This window comes from Labrys sp. F242 (assembly GCF_057813875.1).
Genome location: NZ_JBVASG010000001.1, coordinates 3,033,341 through 3,055,673, shown reverse-complemented (window position 1 = coordinate 3,055,673; position 22,333 = coordinate 3,033,341). Strand labels below are relative to the sequence as shown.

Sequence of the window (22,333 nt, the reverse complement as noted above, 5' to 3'; positions counted from 1 at the left end):
TCAATTGTGGCGCAAGGCGCCGGATCATTCCTGTTTGCCGGGCGTTTTGCCCAACATATTCGAGGCGCGCAACAAGTTCCGGATACCTGCCCCGAAGCCAAGCATCAAAAAGATGATGAGCCCCCACGGCGAAGTACCGACAAACCGATCCACGACCCATCCCAGCAAGCCGCCGGCGATGATGCCGCCGACGAACTCGGACGAGAGGCGCATGGCCTTGCCGATCGCAGAAGGATCGCCCTCCTGCTTGCGCGCCTTGGCCGTTTCGGCTTCTTCCCCGGCCTTGATGGAGCCGAGGCGCTCGTCGAGACGGCGCAAGCGTTCGTTCAATTCACTTTCGCGGGATTCGTCTTTGCCGGATTTCCCGGCCTGGTCCGCTTCGTCGCTCGCCATTGCGGCAACATGCTCCCTGGCCGGCCAAAACTGAGCCGGACGCCCCCCTTGAAAACGGCGGGACCATACCCAGGCCCCCTTGCGGTGTCAAGGCGAGGCAGAATTATGCCAAGTGTTTGAGAATAAATAAAAAATGGGGAGAATGGCTGTTGGCTGCCGGCTTTTCTGCCAAAGCGTTTTGCGATTTGCCGGAATCGGCAAGAATCGCAAAGACGCGTTGAACCAAAGAATGAGTGCAAAGATGCCCTTACACTCAAACGCGCTTTGCTCCAGGACAAGGCATGGTTGCGGCGTCACATTTGCTCGTGCAGGCCTGCACAAGCCTGCCTTGAAGCCGTCCCGGAGCCGCCACAGATGGGTTGTGGTGGCAAAACGGGGGCGAGAATCAGGAGCTGACAAGCGCAATGCGGCTCATTCAAACGTCATTGGGGGCTTGTGCGAGCTTTGTCGTTAGCGGTTCTCATTTTGACCTATGGCCGGGTCGTCTTGGGAACGCGGACGTCCCCATCCGCATTTTGGAACCGTGGGTAGATACGTGCCGCTGTCATCCCCGGCTGAGCCGCTCTTGAGCGAAGCGAGAGAGGGCGAAGGGAAGGGGATCAAGGGGTTGAAGGGCTCGATCTCTAGCCCCTGGATCCCCTTCCCTCGCTTTGCTCGCCGGGGATGACAGTCCGGAAGCAGTTCACTTATTTCTTCGACATTTTCTAAGCCGCTTCCTGGCGCTCCGATGCGACGTGGTCGACAAGGCCCCAGGCCTGGGCTTCGTCGGCTGACATGAAATTGTCGCGATCCATGGCGGCCTCGACTTCTCTGACGGTCCGGCCGCAATGCTGGGCGTACAGACCGTTGAGACGGGCTCTCGACTTGATGATGTTGTTGGCGTGGATGAGCATGTCGCTGGCCTGGCCCTGATAGCCGCCCGAGGGCTGGTGCACCATGATCGAGGCATTGGGCAGGGCGAAGCGGCGCCCGGCCGTGCCGGCCATCAGGATGAAGGAGCCGAGCGAGAAGGCCGATCCCATGCACAGCGTCGAGACCGGGCTCTTGATGAACTGCATGGTGTCGTAGATGGCAAAGCCGCTGGTCACCGATCCGCCCGGGGAGTTGATGTAGAGCGAGATCTCCTTCTTCGAATTCTCCGCTTCCAGGAACAGGAGCTGTGCGCAGACCAGGGCGGAGACGCCGTCATCGACAGGGCCGTTGATGAAGATGATGCGCTCGCGCAGCAGGCGCGAGAAGATGTCGAAGGCGCGTTCGCCGCGGGTGGACTGCTCCACCACCATGGGGACGAGGGAATTCATGACGAGCTCCTCAGGCGGCGAGAGCCAGTTGCGATCCGATTAGATCGCAACTTTTCTCTGACTCTTTGTTTCGACGTATTTTCTTAATCGAAAAGTCTGCCAACTTTTCTGGAAAATCCTTTGGCAGCATGGTCGGCTGGTTGAGATTGGCGGCGACGGGCCGCAGGACGAAGTTGCTCTGGGTGATGCGCAGCAGCGTGGAGCCTTCGCCATGGGGGGTGAGCTCGAAGGTGACGACGCTGTCGAGGACGCGGTCCTGCATCTTTTCGCTCCAGGCATAGCGCAGTATTTGCGGGGCCTCGGCGGCAAGGAGGCGGCAATCGACCAGTTCGGGCTCTTTCGACTCCCGTCGCGGTGAACGGGGAGCACCCGTCCCGTCCTCGGCCGGCGTCAGCCAGGCGGCGACGTAATCGGGAATGGTGAGGGCACGCCAGACCTTGGCGGGCGGTGCTTCCAGCAGGCTTTCGAAGTGAAGATCGTCCGGCGCTGTCTTGTCCTCCGCGCCTTTGATCGTCGCGTCGCTCAGGATCGTCATTGGTCCATCTCCTTCAGCACGGCCTTGAGCCGGTCGATGCGTCCAGGCCAGAAGCTCGCGTAGCGGTCGACCCAGTCGGCCAGCGGGGCGAGCGCCTGGGGGGCGGCACGGTAATGCACCATGCGACCCTCGCGCCGCTCGGCCACCAGGCCCGCCTCGCGCAGCACGGCCAGATGCTGCGAGATCGCCGGCTGGGAAATCTCGAAGCCGGCCTTGATCTGTGAAACGCTCATCTCGCCGCCCGCCAGCCGTTCGAACACGGCGCGGCGGGTGGGGTCGGCGAGGGCCCGGAAGAGGTTTGTCTGCATCATGCAAAACACATAAGCACTTGCTTATGGATTCGGCAAGAGCAATTCGGAGCCTGGAGGGTCGATCTCCAGATCGACCCTCTTCGCCTTTTTCAGGTACAGCTGTTCTAAGATGGTCGATCAGGAGATCGACCCACCAGTCCTGCCTCGACCGAGGCGCCCTTGGCGCTCGGCAGTCCTGCTATCCCGAACGCCTACACCGCTTCCAGGAACTTCTCGGCTTCGCTCAGATTGACCGAGACGAGTTGGCTGACGCCGCGTTCGGCCATGGTGACGCCGAACAGGCGATTCTGGCGCGACATGGTGATCGGGTTGTGGGTGATGGTGACGAAACGCGTCTCGGTTTCGCGAATCATCGCGTCGAGAAGATCGCAGAAGCGCTCCACATTGGCATCATCAAGCGGCGCATCGACTTCGTCGAGCACGCAGATCGGTGCCGGATTGGTGAGAAACACCGCAAAGATCAGCGCCATCGCCGTGAGGGCCTGCTCGCCGCCCGAGAGCAGGGACAGGGTCTGCGGCTTCTTGCCGGGCGGACGGGCCAGCATTTCCAGGCCAGCTTCGAGGGGATCGTCCGACTCGGTGAGCTGCAACTCGGCCGTGCCGCCGCCGAACAGGGTCTGGAACAGGCGCTGGAAGTGGCCGTTGACCACGTCGAAGGCGGCGAGCAGCCTCTCGCGCCCTTCGCGGTTGAGGCCGGCAATCGCCTGGCGCAGGCGTTTGATGGCCTCGACCAGATCGTCCCGTTCGCTGACGAGGCCATCGAGCTGGGTCTGCACGTCCTTCTGCTCGTCCTCGGCCCTGAGGTTGACGGCGCCAAGGCGCTCGCGCTCGCGCTTGGCGTCCTCCAGCATGCGCTCGACCACGCGCCGATCGGGGATCGGGGCGTCCGGCGCAAGATTGGCGAGCTTCAGGAGGCCCGTCGGCGCGACGTTCAGGGCTTCCGCGATCTCGGCCACGATCTGGGCGCGACGCGCACGCAGGGCGTCGAGCTTTTCTTCCGCGCGCACCTGCTCCTCGCGCGCCTGGCTCAGGGCGACCAGCGCCTCGCGGCCCTGGCGATCGGTCTGGGCCAGACGGGTCTCGGCTTCGGCCAGGCGGTCGGCGGCAATCTTGCGCACTTCTTCCGCCGTCTCGGTTTCCGCGATCAGGCCCCGCCGTCGTGCCGCGAAGACGACCGGGGCATCGTCGAACTCGGCCCGTTCGATTTCCAGTTCGGTCAGGCGGCTGGTCAGCGTCTCGATCTGGGCCGCGCCATTCTCCTGGCGGTCTGTCCAGGACTGGCTTTCCTGTTCGATGGCGGCAAGACGCCGCGAGCGCAACTCGTCCTCGCGTGCCAGCGTCTGGGCCTGGGCGCGCGTCTCGGCCACCACGGCGCGGCCTTCCGCGACGCCATGGCGCAATTCCTGCAGCTGGTCGTTGAGGGCGCTGCCATCGGGCAGTGCCGCCAAAGTCTGTCTTGTCCGCTCGCAGGCCTCGCGCGCCTCGGCAAGATCGCTGCCGAGGCGGTTGCCGGCTTCGTCCAGGGCGGAGAGGCGGCTGGCGAGCTGGGCTGCCTGGCGCTCGGCCGCGACGGCACGCTCGCGCAGCTGGTCGGCCTCGCGGCTGAGGCTGCGCCAGGCGTCGCGCGTGGTGCGCTCGCGCTCAGCGGCCTGGCGCGAGGCGGTCTGCGCCATCTCGGCCTCGCGGCGACGGGGAGCGACGGCATCCCGCGCCTCGAGCGCGCGCTCTTCCAGTTCGGCCAGACGGTTGCGTTCGGCCAGGCGCCGGGCGGCGGGAGAGGGGGCCTCGGCGGCGGCCACGAAGCCGTCCCAGCGCCAAAGATCGCCTTCGCGGCTCACCAGCCGCTGCCCGGCGGCGAGCAGGGCCTTGAGGCGGTGGCCGTCGGCCTTGTCCACGATGCCGATCTGGGCCAGGCGGCGCGCCAGGTTTTCGGGAGCCTGGACGAAGCTCGCCAGAGCCTCGGCTCCGGCGGGCAGAGCCGGGTCGCCGTCAGCGACCGCGGCGCCCGACCAGTGCGCCGGCGCGTCGAGATCGACAGGCGCGTCGATATCCTCGCCGAGGGCGGCGCCGAGCGCCACCTCATAGCCCTTGGCGACCTGGAGGGCATCGGCAATCGGGGGATATTTGGCGCCGGCCGGCGTCAGCACCAGCTTGGCCAGGGTTCGCGCCTCGGTTTCCAGGCGGTTGGCCGTACGCTCGGCGTCCTGGAGAGGCGTTCGCGTGGCGGCTTCGGCCTCGCGCGCCTCGGCATGAACAGCCTCGGCTTCCAGGGCGGCCTGTTCGGCCTGGCTACGGCGCTCCTGCAGCGCGGCAAGTTCAAGCTGCAACGCTTCGGCGACGGCCGTGGCATTGGATCCGGCGCGCAGGGTTTCGCTCTCGCGCCGGATCTCGGCGAGCTGGCGTTCGAGGCGGAGGACCCGTTCCGCGGCCTCGTGCTCGCTGCGTTCGGCCTGGGTGCGCGATGCCTGCAGTTCGGCCAGGGCGCTCTGGGCCTCGCCCATCGCCTTCTCCTGCTCGGCCAGGGCGGCCTCGGCGTCCCGCAACAGGCCAGCGGCCTCGGCGGCACGTTCCCCACTGCCGTCCTGCTCGGCCTTCAAGACGGATGCCTCGGCCCTCAGGCGCTGCAGCATGGTGCCGGCATCCGATATCAGCGATTTTTCGCGGGTGATGTCGGCGCCGGCCTGCTTGATACGGTGGTCGAGCTCGATGCGCCGCTCGCCGGCGCGCCGCTCTTCCTGCTCCAGTTGTTCGCGCGCCAGCACCAGGCGATGCAAAGCGGTGCCGGCGGCATGCTCGGCGTCGCGCAAGGGCGGCATCTCATGGGCGGCGATGGCGGCAAGACGGGCTGTCTCGGCCTGTGCCCGCGTGCGCTCGGCTACGGTGCGGGTATCGAGATCCAGTCGCTTCTCGGCCTCGATCACCAGCCGCCCCGCTTCCTCGAAGGCAATATGGAAGATGAGGGCCTCGGCCTGCCGGATCTCGTTGGAAAGGCCGCGATAGCGGAAGGCCTGGCGGGACTGGCGCTTCAGGCTGTCGAGCTGGGTCTCGATCTGGGTCAGCACGTCCTCGAGCCGCTCCAGATTGCTTTCGGCCGCCTTCAGCCGCAATTCCGCTTCGTGGCGGCGCGTATGCAGGCCGGAGATGCCGGCGGCTTCTTCGAGGATACGGCGGCGCGACTGCGGCTTGGCGGCAATGAGCTCGGCGATCTGGCCCTGGCGCACCATGGCGGGCGAGCGTGCGCCGGTGGAAGCGTCGGCGAAGATGAGCTGTACGTCGCGGGCGCGCACCTCCCGGCCGTTGATGCGGTAATTGGAGCCGCGATCACGCTCGATCCGGCGGGAGATTTCCAGAATGTCGGCGTCGTTGAAGGCAGCCGGGGCGGTGCGGTCCTTGTTCTCGACCGTCAGCATCACCTCGGCCATGTTGCGCGGCGGCCGGTTGCCGGAGCCGCCGAAGATGACGTCGTCCATCTCGGCGGCACGCAGATTCTTGTGGCTGCTCTCGCCCATCACCCAGCGCAGGGCTTCGACAAGGTTCGACTTGCCGCACCCGTTCGGCCCGACCACGCCGGTCAGACCGGGTTCGATCAGGAAATCCGTCGGTTCGACGAACGACTTGAAGCCGAGAAGCCTGAGCTTGGTTAGTTTCATCCATCACCCCGCAGTCCGGCGGGGCCGGGACTGCTTTCAGGATTTGAGGAACGGATCGACGATCTTGGAGAACTCGTCGACCGTGATCTCGCCGCCCTTCCTGATACCGTTGATGAAGAAGGTCGGCGTGCCATCGATACCGAAAGCCGAAGAACCACGCTCCTTCACGGCATTTACGCCAGCATAGAGCGCCTGGTCTTTCAAGCAGGCCTGGAACTGTTCCTGTGTAAAACCGGACTGCTTGGCAATGCCGAACAGGGCGGGAAGCACCTGCTTGGCGTCATTGACGAACGCCCAGCTCTCCTGCTGCGAGAACAGGACGTCGAGCATGGTGTAATATTTCTCCGGCGGCGCATCCTTGGCCACGCAGCGCGCCAGCATGAAGGCAGCGGTGGCGCGCGGGTCGAGCGGGAACTCGCGCATCGTCCACAGCACCTTGCCGGTGTCGATATATTTTTCCTTGATCCCCGGGAACACGTCCTTGGCGAAGCGGGCGCAATGGGGGCAGGTCATCGAGGCATATTCATAGACCTTCACCGGTGCATCCGGCTTGCCGAGCGCGATATCGGGGATGGGGCCGGGAACGGCCAACTCGAGGAGGCTGACCTTGTCGTCGGCCGCGAGGGCGGGCAGGGCCGCAAGCGCCGGACTCGCCGCAAGGGCTGCGATCAGGGTACGGCGGGAAAGCATCGGGCTCATCGGCGACTCATGTCCTTCATCATTGCGCGTTCGCGCACTCTATCTGTGCGGTACTTGAGCCTTGCAATTATGGCAACAGGCAGACCGGCCACCTTCACGTAGCTGTGACCGGTTTGGCACGGCGAGGCGTGCCGCGAACCTGCCGCCCCAGCCGTTCCAGGGCCTCGCGCAAGCCGGGGTTCTCGATGCCGCTGAGATCGTCAGCCAATTGACGGGAGGCTTCGGGAGGCAAATCGGGAATTTTTGGCCTCTCCCGCGGCGCCGGATGGTCCACCGGCCCCTGCTTGAGGCGCAGCTTGCCGATACAGCGCCAGCCGAAAACGGCGTTGATGCGTTCGATGATCTGGCTGGCCGACATCTCGACCTCGAGCGCGAAGGCGCTCTCGACCCGCAGGATCAGGGTCGCGGCGGCAGGAGCGGTATCGGACGCTTCGCCTTTGGGGCGGGGTGGCCATTGGATCTTCACGGGCAGCGAATGGGCCGAGAGCCGGGCGCCGACAATATCCGGCCAATGGCCGATGATGTCGGCCGTGGCGAAGCCACGCGCCTTGAGGGCGTCGGCCAGGGCCGGTCCGACGAGATCCGCGAAGGGGCGGGCCGACCTTCGCTTGAAGGGGGCCTGCTGTGGAGACGCTCTGGGTTGAGGCGCTTTGGGTTGAGACTTGGGCTTGTTGATCATGGTCGATCTGTGGAATGAGGAGCCATGCTTAATGGTGTCGCTCCCGAGGTCAAGTCCGCAGAAGGCTCGCATGCCCAAGCCCTGCACGCAGAAGCCCTGCTCGTCTGGTATGACAGGCATCGAAGGCGGCTGCCCTGGCGTGCGCTTCCCGGCGAGAAGGCCGATCCTTATCGCGTCTGGCTTTCCGAGATCATGCTGCAGCAGACCACGGTGAAGACCGTCGGCCCTTATTTCCAGGCTTTTCTGGCACGCTGGCCCACGGTCGACGCCATGGCTGGAAGCGACGAGGAGGATATCCTCAAGGCCTGGGCCGGGCTCGGCTATTATTCGCGCGCCCGCAATCTCCATGCCTGCGCCCGTTTCGTTAGCGGGAAGCTGGGCGGGCACTTTCCCGACACGGTCGAGGGCCTCAGGCAATTGCCGGGAATCGGGGCCTATACGGCGGCGGCCGTTGCCGCTATCGCCTTCGACCGACGTGCGGCCGTGGTCGACGGCAATGTCGAGCGGGTGGTCACCCGGCTCGAAGCGCTGGAGACGCCGCTGCCGCAGGCCAAGCCTCGGATTGCCGAAATCGTCGACGGCATGACGCCGGCCGACAGGCCCGGCGATTTTGCGCAGGCCATGATGGATCTGGGGGCGACGATCTGCACCCCGAAACGCCCGGCTTGCGGCCTCTGCCCCTATTTGCCCTTCTGCCGGGCACGCCGGGAAGGGACGCAGGAAAGCTTCCCGCGCAAGGCCCCCAAGCCCAAGCGCCCCCTGCGCAAGGGGGCAGCCTTCTGGATCGTCAGGCCGGATGGCTGGGTGCTGGTGCGCAAGCGCCCCGACAAGGGACTGCTCGGCGGCATGACGGAAATTCCCTCCAGCGTGTGGAGCGAAGACTTCGATTCGGCCACGGCGGTCAACCACGCGCCGCTCAAGGCAAAATGGCGCAGGCTGACGGGCGAAGTGAGCCATGGTTTCACCCATTTCGAGCTTGCCGTCAGCGTCTATGCCGCCGATGCCCTGCTGAGTACCAAGGCGCCGGCCGATTGCCGCTGGGTTCGTCTTGATGACCTCGATGGCGAAGCCCTGCCGACGGTGATGCGCAAGATCGTGGCGCTGGCGCGGGGGAACTAGCGGCTGTAGCCCGAGAAGATCGGCACGCCGTCTTGTTGCCGGTCAGTTCCGAGGCCTGCCGCCATTCTCGATCGCGGCGATCATCAGATCCACCGCCGATCCGATGGGCGCGATGATGGGGATGTCGAACTGGGTGCGCAGATATTCCGCCGCTTCGCCCAGCGGCCCACCGCCGATGATGACCGCTTTGGCTCCGTCTTCGATGCACAGCCTCACCGCGGTTGCCAGCTCGCTGCGCAGGCGTTCTGCATCATCGGCCAGCTTGACCGGGTCACCCGGCGTGCAGCGTATGCCGGTATAGAGGTGCTGAAGCCCCAGGCTTGCCGCACGCGCGGCGATTGCTTCGGCGAGATCCGGCGTGACGGTGGCGACGCCGAATTTCCGCCCGCCCTGCGAGGCGTCGATCATGGATGCCTCGCAAATGCCCATGACCGGCACTTGCAGGCTTTCCTGCAGATGGACGACACCCGGATCGCCATAGGCACTGACGATGATGCCGATGCAGCCCGTGTCCTGCGCGCGGCCGATCTCGATGACCTGGCTTGCCGAAGCGGCAAGCTGAGTTTCGTTGACGATCATCGAGGGGCTGCGGGTTGCCGTGGCGGCTTCCAGTCGAAGCCGCCCATCGGCCTTGCGACGGGCAATGGCCAGCATCATCCCCGTGGTCGCTTCCGAACTGTTGGGATTGATCAATAGGACATGGGGGGACGATGCTTGCATTGTCAGGCCTGTTCTCTGGCGGTTTTGGTAAAATCGACGGTCGGGGTTTCGGGTTCGGCCGGCTGGGTCAGGTCTTCCATGGAGCGGCCATAGGTTTCGGGCCCGAGCTGAATGCAGAAGGCGAAGACCGCATACATCGAGGCGGCGAGACCGAAAATGCCGAGCATGCCCAGATGGTCGAACAGGTAGCCAGCCACGGTCGGCACGATCGAGCCTGCGGCCGAGCCGCTTGCCAGGATCAACGCCACGCCGAAGCCGCGAATACGGGTCGGATAGAGTTCGGGCGCATAGATCCAGATCGAGGTGTTGAGCAGCAGCACGAAGAACTGGAAGAGCGCGCCGAAGAACAGCACCAGATAGAGACTGGTCCCCAGATAGACGATGGCCAGCGCCGCCGCGCAGGCGCAGACCGAACCGATGCTCAGGACCCTCTTGCGCGGGAAATAATAGCCGAACATCGAGGCGGTGATCGCCCCCAGCACGCTGCCGCTCTGGATGATCATGCTGAAGAGCAGGCTGCCGGAGAGCGTGTGGCCCATCGACATGAAGATCATCGGCATGAGGGTGAGCACGGAAAGCTGCGCCCCGTAGCTCATCAGGATCGCGATCGCCACCGGAATGGTGCGTCCGAGATAGGGCGCCCGGAACAGCTCTCTCCAGCTGCTTTTCGCAGGCTGGTCGCTGCCGTCTTCGGGTTTCGACAGATATTCCTTGATCCGCAATTCCTTCGGCCGCAGCGAACCGGAGGCAAGAATGGAAAGCACCTTGTTGGCTTCGTCGATCTTGCCCTGAGAGGCGAGAAAGCGCGGTGTTTCCGGAACGTAGCGGCGGAAGAACACGACGAGGAAGGCCGGGATCGCCAGCATCCCGAAGAGCCAGCGCCAGGCATCTTCGCCTGCGAACAGGGTGAAGATCACGAGCCCGAATGCCGGAGCGAGGAAATTCCCGAAGCCGCCGGCGCCGACATTGACCAGGCCTGCCGCCGTGCCGCGGAATTTCGGCGAGCAGAACTCGGCGAGCATGGTGACGGCCGTGGAGATTTCACCGCCGACGCCAAAGCCGACGATGGCGCGCGCCATGCAAAGCACCGCGAAACTCGGTGCAAGCGCACAGAGCGCGGACCCAAGCGTGAACAGCAGCAGATTGATGGTCAGCATGACGCGGCGGCCATAACGATCACCGAGGATGCCGGAGAGGAGGCGGCCCGCGGCCGCACTTGCAAAGGTGATGGTGTTCAGGAAACCGATGTCGGCGCCGGTGAGGCTCCATTGCGTCTTCAGCATCGGCGCGACCAGCCCGATGGTGTTCTGCTCGAAGGCGTCGAACAGACATCCGATCAGAATGAGCGCGAGAATTTGCTTGTGCGCCGTGGTGACGCCGATCGTCCCCAGTGCCTGTTCCATCTGCTTTTGAACCGGCGACGATGCGCCGGATGGGATCATCTGTTCCCCTGCCATGGCGATTAAATCCTCTGGATGATGTTTTTGAAATTATTTTTTCACAATTAAACTCAAAGAAAATATTTTTGCAATTGGTATTTTTGGTCTCTTGCTCAAGGCACAATTTGTGAGGATCCGAGGTGATATGATTGTACAAACGGTCAAAATCTCCTAGTGCTCGGAATGTCCTGAAAAATAGATTTCAGCAGCCTCGGCCATGCAGTCTTCCGAAAGATCATTCCTGACCCGCGTGCGGGACGTCCTCGACGAGCTTCCGCCGGCCGAACGCCGGCTCGGGGAATTCGTGTGTGATTTTCCCGGCGAACTGGCGAGCTATTCGGCATCGGAGCTGGCGGCCTTGGCTCATGTCTCCAATGCCACCGTGACGCGGTTCGTGCGTCGCCTGGGCTACGAGACCTATGAGGAATCGCGCCGCCACGTGCGCCAGGAGAGGCAGACCGGGTCACGGCTGTTTCTTTCCAATGCGGCTGACGCTGCCGCCGGCCAGTCGCTTTCCAGCCATGTCGGCCAGGCCATCGCCAATCTGGAACAGACCTTTCTGTCGATCCGCGAAGCCCAGATCGATGCGGTGGTGGAGGCCATGCTGGGCGCACGCAGGACCTGGGTCGTGGGCTTTCGCTCCAGCCAGCCCTTTGCCGCCTATCTGCAATGGCAGATGCTGCAGGTCATCGACAACATCGTCGCCATTCCCGGCCCGGGCCAGACGCTCGGCGAATATCTGGCGAGCATCGCCACGGAGGACATGGTGGTGGTTTTCGCCTTACGCCGCCGCATTGCCAGGCTGGACGACATCCTGGCGGCCATTGAAAAGCGGGGCGCCAAGCTGCTCTATATCACCGACGAGGGCGCGCCTCTGCGTTCCTCTGCGCAGTGGCATTTCTACTGCCAGACCTTGGCGCCCGGCCCTTTGTTCAACCACACGTCGGTGATGGCGCTGTGCCATCTGCTCACCACCCGCGCCATCGAGAAGGCTGGCGCTGCCGGGCGCAGGCGCCTGCGCGACATAGAAACCTACGGTGACGCGCTCGATGAGCTGTAGCGGCTTTGTCACAGCCGGGCTTAACCCGGCAATCCAACCCCTCGGCCACCAGCGCATGTGGCTTGTGGATAGCCGGGTTAAGCCCGGCTGTGACAAAGGTAGCGCCAGCTCGAAGATGCTTGAGTGAACGGCGTCGGCTGCCAGTGCAGTGTGGTGCCGCGACGTCGGCGCTCCAAAACCCTATTGCCTTTATACCATCCTACCACCAGCATGAGGGCTCATCGGCATAAGGGGGCTGCATGTCGTTGTTTGGCGCTTTTCTGATCGGCGTGGTCGCGGGACTGCGCACCTTCACCGCTCCTGCAGCCGTGAGTTGGGCCGCCTATCTGGGGTGGCTGCCGTTGGATGGCACGTCGCTGGCCTTTCTTGGCCATCCCGTCACGCCCTATGTCTTCACCGTGCTGGCCCTGTTGGAATTCGTCGGCGACCAGCTGCCCTCGACGCCCAGCCGCAAGGTGCCGATGCAGTTCGGCGCCCGCCTCGTCAGCGGTGCCTTCAGCGGAGCGGCGATCGGCCTCGCCTCCGGATCCTGGCTGACCGGCCTCGTCGCCGGCCTAGCCGGTGCTGTCGTCGGCACGCTGGGCGGCCATGAGTTCCGCCGCCGCCTGGCGCTCGCCTTCGGGCGGGACCTGCCGGCCGCCTTGATCGAGGACGTGGTTGCGGTCCTCGGGGCGCTCCTGGTCGTCAGGGCATTGCTATGAGCACACAGTTCGACGCCATCATCATCGGCGCGGGCCAGGCCGGGCCGTCCCTGGCTGGCCGGTTCAGTGCGGCGGGGCAGCGGGTTGCCATCATCGAGCGCAAGCATGTCGGCGGAACCTGCGTCAACACCGGCTGCATGCCGACCAAGACCCTGGTGGCTAGCGCCTATGCCGCCCATCTCGCGCGCCGCGCCGACGATTATGGCGTGGTGCTGAATGGTCATGTCGGCGTCGACATGAAGAAGGTCTGGACCCGCAAGCAGGCGGTTACCATGAATGCGCGCACCGGGCTGGAGGACTGGCTCGGCGGCATGCCGGGCTGCAGGCTGATCCGGGGCCATGCCCGCTTCACCGGCTCCCATGAGATCGAGGTCGATGGCGAGCGGCTGAGCGCGCCGAAGATCTTCCTTAATGTCGGCGGGCGCGCTTTGGTGCCCGACATGCCGGGGCTTGATGGCATCGACTATCTCACCAACACCTCGATCGTGGAGCTCGCTACGCTGCCGGAGCATCTCATCGTGATCGGCGGCAGCTATATCGCGCTGGAATTTGCGCAGATGTATCGCCGTTTCGGCTCGCAGGTCACGGTGATCGAGCGCGGGCCAAGGCTGACCTCGCGGGAAGACCCCGATATTTCCGACGCCATCCGCGACATCCTGACCAAGGAAGGCATCGATATTCGCCTGGAGGCGACGAACTTGTCCTTTGCCCGTGAGGGTGGCGGCTTTGCCGTCACCGTGGCGGGGGAGGGGCAAAGCCCCGCTCGGATATCAGGCTCGCATGTGCTGGTTGCCGTCGGCCGGGTGCCCAACACCGACGATCTCGGCTTGGACAAGGCGGGCGTACACACCGATGCGCACGGTTATGTCACCGTCGACGATGAGCTTCGCACCAATGTCGAGGGGATCTGGGCTCTCGGCGATTGCAACGGCAAAGGCGCCTTCACCCATACCTCCTACAACGACTACGAGATCGCCGCCGCCAATCTGTTCGATGCCGATCCGCGCCGGGTGAGCGATCGGATCACCGCCTATGCCCTCTATATCGATCCGCCGCTCGGACGCATCGGCATGACGGAGGAGGAGGTGCGCCGCTCCGGGCGCAAGGCCCTGATCGGCAAGCGGCCGATGACACGGGTCGGCCGGGCGGTCGAGAAGGGCGAGACGCAGGGCTTCATGAAGGTGATCGTCGATGCCGAAAGCCATGCCATCCTCGGCGCGGCCATCCTTGGTGTCGGCGGCGACGAGGTCGTCCATGGCCTGCTCGACGCAATGTATGCCAAGGCGCCCTATGCCACCATCCAGCGCGCCGTGCACATCCATCCGACCGTCTCGGAACTGGTGCCGACCATGATCGGCGAGCTGCAGCCGCTGGTGTAGCGGCAGGACGCCGCTGGAGACGTCAGGGTATCTTCGCGCAGACAGTCGTTCAATATTACACGGGTAATATTGACGCAGATGTTTTATCCGGGTAATAAATGGATGTGGGAGTTCGTCGTGCCGATTGCGCGCTCGACCCCTCCCTCTCCAAACCTAGCGCGGCCTTCGATGGTCATTGGTTGCAGCTAGGAAGATCCGGACGGAATACGGCCTATGAACAGTGTGAAAGCCAACGCCATCGACCTGGCCTATGACAGCTTCGGCGACGAGGCCGGCGAAGCGATGCTTTTGATCGCCGGCCTCGGGACGCAGATGATCCACTGGACGGTTCCGTTTTGCGAGGAGCTGGCGACACGGGGCTATCGTGTGATCCGTTTCGACAACCGGGACGCCGGCTACTCGACGCATTTCAGTCAATGCGTCCCGCCGGATTTTGGCGCGCTGGCGGCTATGCTCGCGGCGGGGCGGCGGCCGGACGTTCCCTATACTCTTTACGACATGGCAGCGGACGCAACGGGCCTGCTCGATGCCCTCTCCATCGACCGGGCGCATGTCGTCGGCCGGTCGATGGGCGGGATGATTGCGCAGATCATGGCGAGCGAGCATCCCGAGCGAGTGCTGTCGCTCACCTCGATCATGTCGAGCACCGGCAATCCGAGCCTTCCGCAGGCAGCCCCGGACGTCATGGCGATGATGATGCGCCCGGCACCCGATCCTGTCACGAATCATGCGGGATTTCTGTCGCACAGCCTCGCCTTCAGACGCCGCATCGCCGGCACGGGCTATCCGTTTGATGAAAAAGCCCATCGCGCTCTCGTTCTGGAAGAGGTCCAACGCGCCTATGATCCCGGCGGTACCGGGCGGCAGATCGCCGCGATGGCCGTGATCGGCGATCGTCGTTCGCGCTTGGCAACGATCACCGTGCCTAGCCTCGTAGTGCATGGGGTTGATGATCCGCTCATCCTCCCCGCTTGTGGCAGGGACACTGCCACGTCGATCCCGAACGCGGACTTCATGCTGGTCGACGGCATGGGGCATGATCTGCCGCCCGCATTGTATCAGATGGTTGTCGATGCGATTGGCAGGACGGCTCGCCGGGCATCCAACGGCTAAAACACCTCTGATGGGTCGCGCCGCGGCAAGGGGCGCGAGACCCTATGAACCGCCGTCGGCTTCCGAAGCTTTTCCTCATCGCTTCCACTCACAAGCGAGCGCAGTGAGGATATGCGGGGGTGACAGAGTGCTATCCGCACAGCCGCTAATCCCCCAAGGGCTCCATCTCCTTGCCGGCGCGGCGGATCTGCACATTGTATTTGATGCGGCGCAGTGTCTCGCGGGCCGAACCGCCGAGCTTATAGCCGGTGGCGGTGGCCATCAGGTCGATCAGGGTCAAGAAGGCAAAGCGCAGGGCCGTGGGCTTGAGGGTGTCGGGGAATTCGGGCACGGCCACGGTCAGCCTTACGTCGCAGGCGCGGGCGAGATCGGTGTCGGGTGCGGTGACGCAGATGGCAGCGGCCCGGTACTGGCGGGCGATCTCGACTGCTTCGACGACCTCGCGCGTGCGTCCGGTTGCAGAGATCGCGATCACCACGTCCCTCGGCTTCAGGGTCGAGGCCGTCATGCGCATGACATAGGGGTCGCAATGGGCTGATACCGCGACGCCATAGCGGAACAGACGATATTGGGTCTCCTGGGCCAAGGCGGAGGCGCTGCCGCCGAGGCCGAAGACGGCGATCTGGCGAGCGCCGGCGATGAGATCTGCCGCCTTCTGCAGTTCGGCAGGATCGAGCTGGCGCTCGGTCTCCTGGATGGCGCGATGGGCCTCGCCGAACACGGCACTCCAGTAGGGCAGCTCAGGGGCCTGGTGGCCGGCAGTGGTGCCCGGCTTGCCGAGATAAAGCGCGCCGACCACCAGGCTCTGGGCTAGGCGCAGCTTGAAATCCCTGACGCCCTCGCAACCGATGGCGCGGCAGAATCGGGTGACGGTGGGCTCGCTGACCCCGGCGCGCCTGGCCAATTCACCATTGGAGGCGGCAATGGCAGCCTCGACATCGTCAAGCACCACGTCGGCCACGCGCCGTTCCGCCGGACGCAGGTCGCGATAGCCGTCCTTCACCAGGGAAATGATATCGGGGATATGGGTCACGCGCTCGGCAACGCCGCCGCCCGGCTCGCTTGCCTTGTTGCGCGGGGAGGTCCGCATCCTGCCCTGGCTCATGAGGCGTTTCTCCCTAAGCTTCAAGGCCCGCCGGCGACGGCAGGCAAGCGGCCCATGTAGGAAAGTAACACAACCTTCATTTTGCAATAACACAAGATAATTCCGATAGATAGAAGGCATATCGGCTCACTGGTCTTGCAATGGTCCTACCATATGCTTGACACTAAAGTAGGATAGTTACACAGTGCCGCCTGCGATGAGATGGCCCTTGAGGGCCACGGCGCATTCTCCGAGGGATGGAATGAAAACGGGGCTGGCATCACACCCGAAGCTTGCCGTGCGGGAGGCAAGCAAGGTCTATCACACGGCTTCGGGCGATCTCGTGGCGCTGGACCGCTGCAACATCGATATTCAGGCCAATCAGATCGTCGCCATCGTCGGGCCCTCGGGCTGCGGCAAGACCACTTTGCTGTGGTCGATGTCGGGGCTTCACCGCCTGTCGAGCGGCGAAATCAGGCTGGATGGCAAGGCCATCACCGGCCCGCATCCCGATATCGGCCTCGTCTTCCAGGAAGCGAACCTGCTGCCCTGGCGCAATCTCGATGCCAACATCGCCTTTCCCTTCGAGATCAAGGGCACTCGGCCCGACCGGGCCTGGATCGAGCATCTGCTGCAGCGCGTCGGCCTTGCCGGCTTCGGCGGCAAGTTCCCGCGCGAGCTCTCCGGCGGCATGCAGCAGCGGGCGTCCATTGTACGCGCTTTATCGCTCAAGCCCTCGGTTTTGCTGATGGACGAGCCTTTCGGTGCTCTCGACAGCTTCACCCGCGAGGAGATGAACGGGTTGGTGGAAGAGATCTGGCTCGATAGGCCGACCACCATCGTCTTCATCACCCACAGCATCGAGGAGGCCATCTTCCTGTCGGACCGGGTGATCGTGATGAGCGCCAGGCCCGGCCGGGTGGCGAGGGAATATCAGGTACCGTTTGCGCGCCCGCGCTCCCTGGAAATCATGGCCACCAAGGAAGTCTTCGACCTTCAGAACGCCATCAAGCTGGACATCGTGGGCGGCCGCGCCAGCCAGACGCAGGTGCCGCTGCGCAGCGCCATGGCCGCAAGCTGAGGACATTGCCGTGAGTGACGCCGTTCCCCAATTTTCCAAAGCCAGCTCCGGCGACGGCCGGGATGTCAGCCTCACCAATCTGTCGGCCTTTTCCTCCGGGCCCGGCATCAAGTCCGGCTTCGAGATCGCCGCGATCGTCGCGGTCGCCGTGATCCTGATCGGCGGCGCCGAGCTCGCGCTCAGGCTGTTCAAGGTGCCGCTCTACATCATGCCGCCGCCGAGCGCGATCGTCACGGCGCTGTTCACCGAATTCCCGCTGATCCTGCCGCATCTCGGCTACACGCTGGTGGAACTGGGCGGTGGCTTTGCCATCGGTGCCTGCATCGGCCTGATCCTGGCTGCGGTGATCACCCAGTTCCCCTTCGCCGAGAAGATCATCGCGCCCTACATCCTCCTGCTGGTCACCACGCCGATGCTGGCTTTGGTACCGTTGCTCATCCTGCGCTTCGGCTTCGGCTATACGCCGAGGATCATCGCGGTGGCGCTGGCCGCCGGCCCGATGGTGATGATCAACGCCGCAACCGGCTTCCGGCGGGTGGACAATGCCAAGATCGCGCTCGCTCGGTCCTATGGCGCCTCGACGCTGCAGATCTTCTGGAAGATCCGGGCACCGATGGCTTTGCCGATGATCCTGGTCGGCCTGATGATCGGTGCCATTTTCGGCCTGTTGACGGCTGTGGGAGCCGAAATGGTCGGCGGCGGCTTCGGGCTCGGCAACCGGCTGACGACCTATTCCTCCATGATCCAGATGCCGCAATTCTTCGCGGTGGTGCTGGTGCTCTCCATCCTCGGCATCCTGATCTATGTGCTGTTCTTCCTGATCGGCAAGAAGTGGGCAAGCTGGGAAGCCTGAGCGGGAAAGCCAACAATAGCAAAGCGATAGAACGAAAAGACCACTCACCATTCGAACTGCCGGAAACAGGCAGGGCCCAACCGGAGGAAAGCCGTGACGAAGAACGAGAGCGCATCGACGAGGCCAAAGAGTGTAGAGCCTGGCATCAGCCGGCGCTATTTCCTGCAGGTGGGGGCCGGCGGCCTGGTGACGGCGACGGCCCTCGGCGCCTCCGGCCTGCTGACACCGGCGCGGGCCGCGGCCTATGAGAAGTTCACCTGGATCTCGCCGCGCGGCACGCTGGAAGTGCTCGACGACTATCCCTATTGGGCGGCGAAGAAGGCGGGTTACTTTGGCGATCTCGCCACCGACATGCAGCCCGGCCCTTCCGACGGCACGGCGACGGTGAAATTCGTCGATGTCGGCCAGGCCGATATGGGTTTCCCGTCCCCGGGCGTGTTCTCCTTCGCCATCCAGAACGGCATGAAGCTCAAATCCGTGTTCCATATGGGCGCGCGCGACACCTTCAGCTTCGCTTTCCGCAAGGGCGAGGGCACCAAGGATCTCAAGACGCTGGAAGGCAAGACCATCCTGCTCGGTTCGGCCGCCTGGCAGGCGATCACCGATCCGCTGCTCGCTGCCCAGGGCGTCGACGTCAAGAAGGTGAAATATGTCGAGGCCGGCTGGCCGACCTGGGGCACGGCGCTGGCCGGCGGGCAGGGCGACGCCGCCCTGTCCTGGGAAGGGCTCAGGGCGGAATGGATCGCCAAGGGCCTCAGCTTCGACTACTGGCTCGGGGTCCAGCATTCGAAATTCCCGGCCAATACCTTCGTGGTGCGCAGCGCCGATCTCGAGGATCCCGATCGCAAGGCCTTCCTGGAGAAGTATCTGCGCGGCTGGGCCATGGGCCTGGAGTTCGGCTACCAGAATCCGCGGGCGGCCGTTGAGGCGGTGTTCGAGCAGTTCCCGACGCTCGCCAGCAATCTCGGCCCGGAGCTCGGCACCACCTCGATCCTGCAGCAGGTCAACGTCTTCCGTGGTGACATGGACAAGCGCGGCGGCTGGGGCTGGCACGACATGACAAGCTGGCAGGCCTTCTTCGACCAGATCCACAAGATCGGCCAGATCTCCGCACCGGTTAAGGCGGAGGACGTGGTCACCAACGACCTCATCAAGCCGGCCAATGATTTCGACAAGGCCAAGGTCAAGGCCGACGCGGACAGTGCCAAGCTTTCGGACGGCTTTGCCAAGGTCGACGTCGAGAAGATCAAGGCGAATCTGTTTAACGGAGCCCTGTAGGGGGAATGCGGGTCCACTTAAGGAGGTAATGCTGCGATTTGTCATAGCCGGGCTTGACCCGGCTATCCAGGAGCCACACGCGCAAACGGTCTGGGGCTGGATTGCCGGGTCAAGCCCGGCAATGACAAAGGTCGCGCAAGCTCCAAGACGCTCAAGTGAACCGCATCAGCCCTCTGAGGGGTGCTTTGCAAACATTTGAAATCCGGCGCGGATCCCGGTCCGCGTCGGACTATGTGATTGGTATTGGGGGAGGGCGCATGTCCGACAAGGTTAGGATTCTCGTGGTGGGGCTCGGCAATATGGGAGCCTCCCATGCCAGCGCCTATCATCGCAATGATGGTTTCGAGATCGTCGGCATCATGAGCCGCTCGATCAAGTCGAAGCCCGTACCGGCCGAACTCGCCGGCTACCCGCTGTTCGAGGACTTCGATACCGCACTCAGGGAAACCAGGCCTGATGCCGTCTCGATCAACAGCTGGCCGAACACCCATGCCGAATATGCGCTGAAGGCGATCGAGGCACGCTGCCACGTCTTCATGGAAAAGCCGATCGCTACCACGATCGAGGACGCGGAGAAGGTGGTCGCCGCTGCTCGTGCCAAAAATCGCAAGCTGGTGCTGGGCTATATCCTGCGCGTGCACCCCTCCTGGGTGAAGTTCATCGAGATGGGCCGGACCCTGGGCAAGCCGTTGGTGATGCGCCTCAATCTCAACCAGCAGAGCAGCGGCCCGGCCTGGCACTGGCACAAGAACCTGATCGACTCGCTGATACCGATCGTCGATTGCGGCGTGCATTATGTCGATGTGATGTGCCAGCTCACCGGCGCCAAACCGCTGCGCGTGCATGGCATCGGCGCCAAGCTCTGGCAGGAGGCGGCCCAGCAGAATTACGGCCATCTGCACGTCACCTTCGACGATGGTTCCGTCGGCTGGTACGAGGCGGGCTGGGGGCCGATGATGAGCGAGATCGCCTATTTCGTGAAGGACGTCATCGGGCCGGAAGGGGCCGTATCCATCGTTGCCGGCCAGACCGAGAGCAGCAAGCAGGGCGAAGAACTCTCCGATTCCGCCGACATCGATCGCCACACCAAGACCGACGCCATCAAGATCCACTACGCCAAGGTCGACGCCGACAAGAACTTCGCCAAGCCGGACGAGATCTTCAGCATGGAGGACGAACCGGGCCATCAGGAATTGTGCGATCGCGAGCAGGCCTATTTCCTGCGTGCGATCCGCGAGGACCTCGATCTCACCGAATCCATGGCGGCCGCAGTGAACAGCCTGCGCATCGTGCTGGCGGCCGAGCAGAGCATCCGGGAACAGCGGGCGGTCGAGATCGGCTGACGGCGTTCGTCGCTCCGCCAGCGATCCGACGTGCGCGTTTTGCGCGCGTCGTAGCTTTTCATTTCATCACCAAGGGATACTCGTCATGACGACATTGCTGGAAACCTACGTCGAATCCGATGCGCTCGCTTTGGCCGGGCTGGTGCAGAAAGGCGAGGTGTCGCCACTCGAGGTGGTGGAGACCGCCATCACCGTGATCGAACAGCTCAATCCGAAGCTCAATGCAGTCATCCACCGCCTCTACGACATGGGCCGCGCCGCCGCAGCCGATGTCGATCGCCAGGCCGCGTTCGCCGGGGTTCCCTTTCTTGCCAAGGAACTCGCCAGTTCCTGGAAGGGGGCACCGCTCACCAATTCATCGCGTTATCTGAAGGATCTGATGGCCGAGAGCGATTCGGTGTCGGTGCAGCGCATCCGGGCTGCCGGCCTTGTGCTGCTCGGCAAGTCGAATGCGCCCGAGAATGGCTGGTCGATCTCGACCGAGCCCAAGCTCTACGGCGCCACCATCAATCCCTGGAAGGAGGGCATCACCGCCGGCGGGTCGAGCGGCGGCACGGCGGCGGCCGTGGCCTCGCGCATGGTGCCGATCGGCGAGGCGAGCGATGGTGCGGGCTCCATCCGCGTTCCCGCCTCCTGCTGCGGCATCGTCGGCCTGAAACCCTCGCGCGGACGCGTCACCCTCGCTCCGGCAGGGGACTTCTGGTACGGCGGCGCCTATTTCCTCTGCCATTCGCGCAGCGTGCGCGATACAGCCGCTTATCTCGACGCCGTTGCCGGAGCCTTGCCGGGTGATCCCTACACGCCGCCCAGGCCGGCGGAGAGCTGGCTTGAATTGTCGAAGCGTACGCCTGCGCGGCTGCGCATCGGCTACACCGTCACGCCGGCCAACGGCACGCCGATCGACCCCCAGGTGAAGGCTGCGGTGCTGGCCACGGTGAAGACCCTGGAGGGCCTCGGCCATCTCGTCGAGGAACATGACATGGCCCTCGACGGCAATGATGCCTGGAAGACCTATACCCATATGTCTCCGGTCGAGACGGCCGCGATGTTCGACGGACTGGCCGACGTGATCGGGCGTCCCGTCACCCGGGACGACGTCGAGCCGGTGACCTGGGCGGTGATCGAGCGCGGCCGCTCGATCAGCGGCGTCGAGCATGCCCGCGATGTCTGGAAATTGCGCGAACTCAGCCGTGCCATCGCCGAGGATCTTGGGCCCTACGACATCTTCATCACGCCGACCCTGACGCAGCTGCCGCGCCCGATGGGCTATTACGACATGTCGATGACCGATCTCGACCAGTACAACGCCAAATGGACGGATGCGGTCTTTGCCTTCCCGTTCAATCTTTCCGGCCTGCCCGCGATCTCGCTGCCGCTGGGCTCGACGCCGGACGACATTCCGATCGGCGTGCAACTGGTCGGGCGTTACGGCGACGAGGCGAGCGTGCTGGCGGTTTCCGCACAGCTCGAACAGGCCATGCCCTGGAACGGCCGGCGCCCGGCCATCAGTGCGTGAGGGGCAATTACCTTCTCCCCTTGTGGGTATCGTCCACTCCACTTGGAGTGGACTGGGTGCCCCTAACGGGCGGATGAGG

20 protein-coding genes are annotated in these 22,333 nt (G+C 64.1%); 10 read left to right on the top strand and 10 right to left on the bottom strand.

All coding sequences use genetic code 11. The annotated features are described in order from the left end of the window. Positions 1-24: 24 nt before the first annotated feature. The 7 genes from ACZYTC_RS14380 to ACZYTC_RS14350 all read right to left on the bottom strand — a co-directional run bounded on the left by ACZYTC_RS14380 (position 25) and on the right by ACZYTC_RS14350 (position 7,568). The gene (locus ACZYTC_RS14380; RefSeq protein ID WP_454813155.1) at positions 25-393 is read right to left on the bottom strand and encodes an AtpZ/AtpI family protein; all 369 of its coding nucleotides are present in this window, start codon (positions 391-393) and stop codon (positions 25-27) included. Between the two features lie 704 nt (positions 394-1,097). Next, positions 1,098-1,694, bottom strand: coding sequence for an ATP-dependent Clp protease proteolytic subunit (locus tag ACZYTC_RS14375; protein WP_434955415.1), 597 nt, complete (start codon positions 1,692-1,694; stop codon positions 1,098-1,100). A gap of 10 nt (positions 1,695-1,704) precedes the next feature. Continuing rightward, the gene (locus tag ACZYTC_RS14370) at positions 1,705-2,229 is read right to left on the bottom strand and encodes an SRPBCC family protein (RefSeq protein ID WP_441772793.1); all 525 of its coding nucleotides are present in this window, start codon (positions 2,227-2,229) and stop codon (positions 1,705-1,707) included. Further along, entirely contained in the window at positions 2,226-2,540 is a 315-nt protein-coding gene (locus ACZYTC_RS14365; protein ID WP_434955417.1) for an ArsR/SmtB family transcription factor, read from the bottom strand. The genes ACZYTC_RS14370 and ACZYTC_RS14365 overlap by 4 nt, the downstream gene beginning before the upstream one ends. 191 nt (positions 2,541-2,731) lie before the next feature. Next, positions 2,732-6,190: a chromosome segregation protein SMC gene (smc, locus tag ACZYTC_RS14360; protein ID WP_488989859.1), complete on the bottom strand. Its 3,459-nt coding sequence runs from the start codon at positions 6,188-6,190 to the stop codon at positions 2,732-2,734. 36 nt (positions 6,191-6,226) lie between these two features. Continuing rightward, the gene (locus tag ACZYTC_RS14355) at positions 6,227-6,889 is read right to left on the bottom strand and encodes a DsbA family protein (protein ID WP_434955419.1); all 663 of its coding nucleotides are present in this window, start codon (positions 6,887-6,889) and stop codon (positions 6,227-6,229) included. A gap of 94 nt (positions 6,890-6,983) precedes the next feature. Next, positions 6,984-7,568, bottom strand: a complete 585-nt coding sequence (locus ACZYTC_RS14350; protein ID WP_434955420.1) for a DUF721 domain-containing protein — start codon at positions 7,566-7,568, stop codon at positions 6,984-6,986. A gap of 24 nt (positions 7,569-7,592) precedes the next feature. Here ACZYTC_RS14350 and mutY point away from each other — a divergent pair, with 24 nt between their 5' ends. Beyond that, on the top strand, positions 7,593-8,687 hold the full coding sequence (mutY, locus tag ACZYTC_RS14345) for an A/G-specific adenine glycosylase (RefSeq protein ID WP_441772795.1): 1,095 nt from the start codon (positions 7,593-7,595) through the stop codon (positions 8,685-8,687). Positions 8,688-8,729: 42 nt separating this feature from the next. On the opposite strand, the gene ACZYTC_RS14340 is transcribed toward mutY, so the two are convergent. Both ACZYTC_RS14340 and ACZYTC_RS14335 read right to left on the bottom strand, forming a co-directional pair. Beyond that, complete coding sequence (locus tag ACZYTC_RS14340) at positions 8,730-9,407, bottom strand: aspartate/glutamate racemase family protein (protein WP_441772796.1); 678 nt, start codon at positions 9,405-9,407, stop codon at positions 8,730-8,732. Positions 9,408-9,409: 2 nt separating this feature from the next. Beyond that, the gene (locus ACZYTC_RS14335; protein ID WP_441772797.1) at positions 9,410-10,864 is read right to left on the bottom strand and encodes an MFS transporter; all 1,455 of its coding nucleotides are present in this window, start codon (positions 10,862-10,864) and stop codon (positions 9,410-9,412) included. A 199-nt stretch (positions 10,865-11,063) separates the two neighbouring features. Between ACZYTC_RS14335 and ACZYTC_RS14330 the strand changes: the two genes are divergently transcribed. The 4 genes from ACZYTC_RS14330 (at position 11,064) to ACZYTC_RS14315 (ending at position 15,099) form a co-directional block, all read left to right on the top strand. Further along, positions 11,064-11,906, top strand: coding sequence for a MurR/RpiR family transcriptional regulator (locus ACZYTC_RS14330; protein ID WP_441772798.1), 843 nt, complete (start codon positions 11,064-11,066; stop codon positions 11,904-11,906). Between the two features lie 239 nt (positions 11,907-12,145). Continuing rightward, positions 12,146-12,607 (top strand): DUF4126 family protein, encoded by a 462-nt coding sequence (locus ACZYTC_RS14325; RefSeq protein WP_441772799.1) that lies wholly within the window; start codon positions 12,146-12,148, stop codon positions 12,605-12,607. Beyond that, positions 12,604-13,986 carry an FAD-containing oxidoreductase gene (locus ACZYTC_RS14320; protein ID WP_441772800.1) on the top strand — a complete coding sequence of 461 codons (1,383 nt, stop codon included), beginning with the start codon at positions 12,604-12,606 and terminating at the stop codon, positions 13,984-13,986. The genes ACZYTC_RS14325 and ACZYTC_RS14320 overlap by 4 nt, the downstream gene beginning before the upstream one ends. A gap of 213 nt (positions 13,987-14,199) precedes the next feature. After that, positions 14,200-15,099, top strand: a complete 900-nt coding sequence (locus tag ACZYTC_RS14315) for an alpha/beta fold hydrolase (RefSeq protein ID WP_441772801.1) — start codon at positions 14,200-14,202, stop codon at positions 15,097-15,099. Positions 15,100-15,244: 145 nt separating this feature from the next. Here ACZYTC_RS14315 and ACZYTC_RS14310 read toward each other — a convergent pair whose 3' ends face one another. Continuing rightward, positions 15,245-16,204 (bottom strand): MurR/RpiR family transcriptional regulator, encoded by a 960-nt coding sequence (locus tag ACZYTC_RS14310; protein WP_488989858.1) that lies wholly within the window; start codon positions 16,202-16,204, stop codon positions 15,245-15,247. A 241-nt stretch (positions 16,205-16,445) separates the two neighbouring features. Between ACZYTC_RS14310 and ACZYTC_RS14305 the strand changes: the two genes are divergently transcribed. The 5 genes from ACZYTC_RS14305 (at position 16,446) to ACZYTC_RS14285 (ending at position 22,254) form a co-directional block, all read left to right on the top strand. Further along, on the top strand, positions 16,446-17,264 hold the full coding sequence (locus ACZYTC_RS14305; RefSeq protein ID WP_488989857.1) for an ABC transporter ATP-binding protein: 819 nt from the start codon (positions 16,446-16,448) through the stop codon (positions 17,262-17,264). Between the two features lie 10 nt (positions 17,265-17,274). Next, entirely contained in the window at positions 17,275-18,117 is an 843-nt protein-coding gene (locus ACZYTC_RS14300) for an ABC transporter permease (protein WP_434955430.1), read from the top strand. A gap of 93 nt (positions 18,118-18,210) precedes the next feature. Then, positions 18,211-19,395, top strand: a complete 1,185-nt coding sequence (locus ACZYTC_RS14295; RefSeq protein WP_434955431.1) for an ABC transporter substrate-binding protein — start codon at positions 18,211-18,213, stop codon at positions 19,393-19,395. 257 nt (positions 19,396-19,652) lie between these two features. Then, positions 19,653-20,738, top strand: coding sequence for a Gfo/Idh/MocA family protein (locus ACZYTC_RS14290; RefSeq protein ID WP_488989856.1), 1,086 nt, complete (start codon positions 19,653-19,655; stop codon positions 20,736-20,738). An 85-nt stretch (positions 20,739-20,823) separates the two neighbouring features. Beyond that, positions 20,824-22,254 (top strand): amidase, encoded by a 1,431-nt coding sequence (locus tag ACZYTC_RS14285; RefSeq protein ID WP_488989855.1) that lies wholly within the window; start codon positions 20,824-20,826, stop codon positions 22,252-22,254. Positions 22,255-22,333 lie beyond the last annotated feature (79 nt).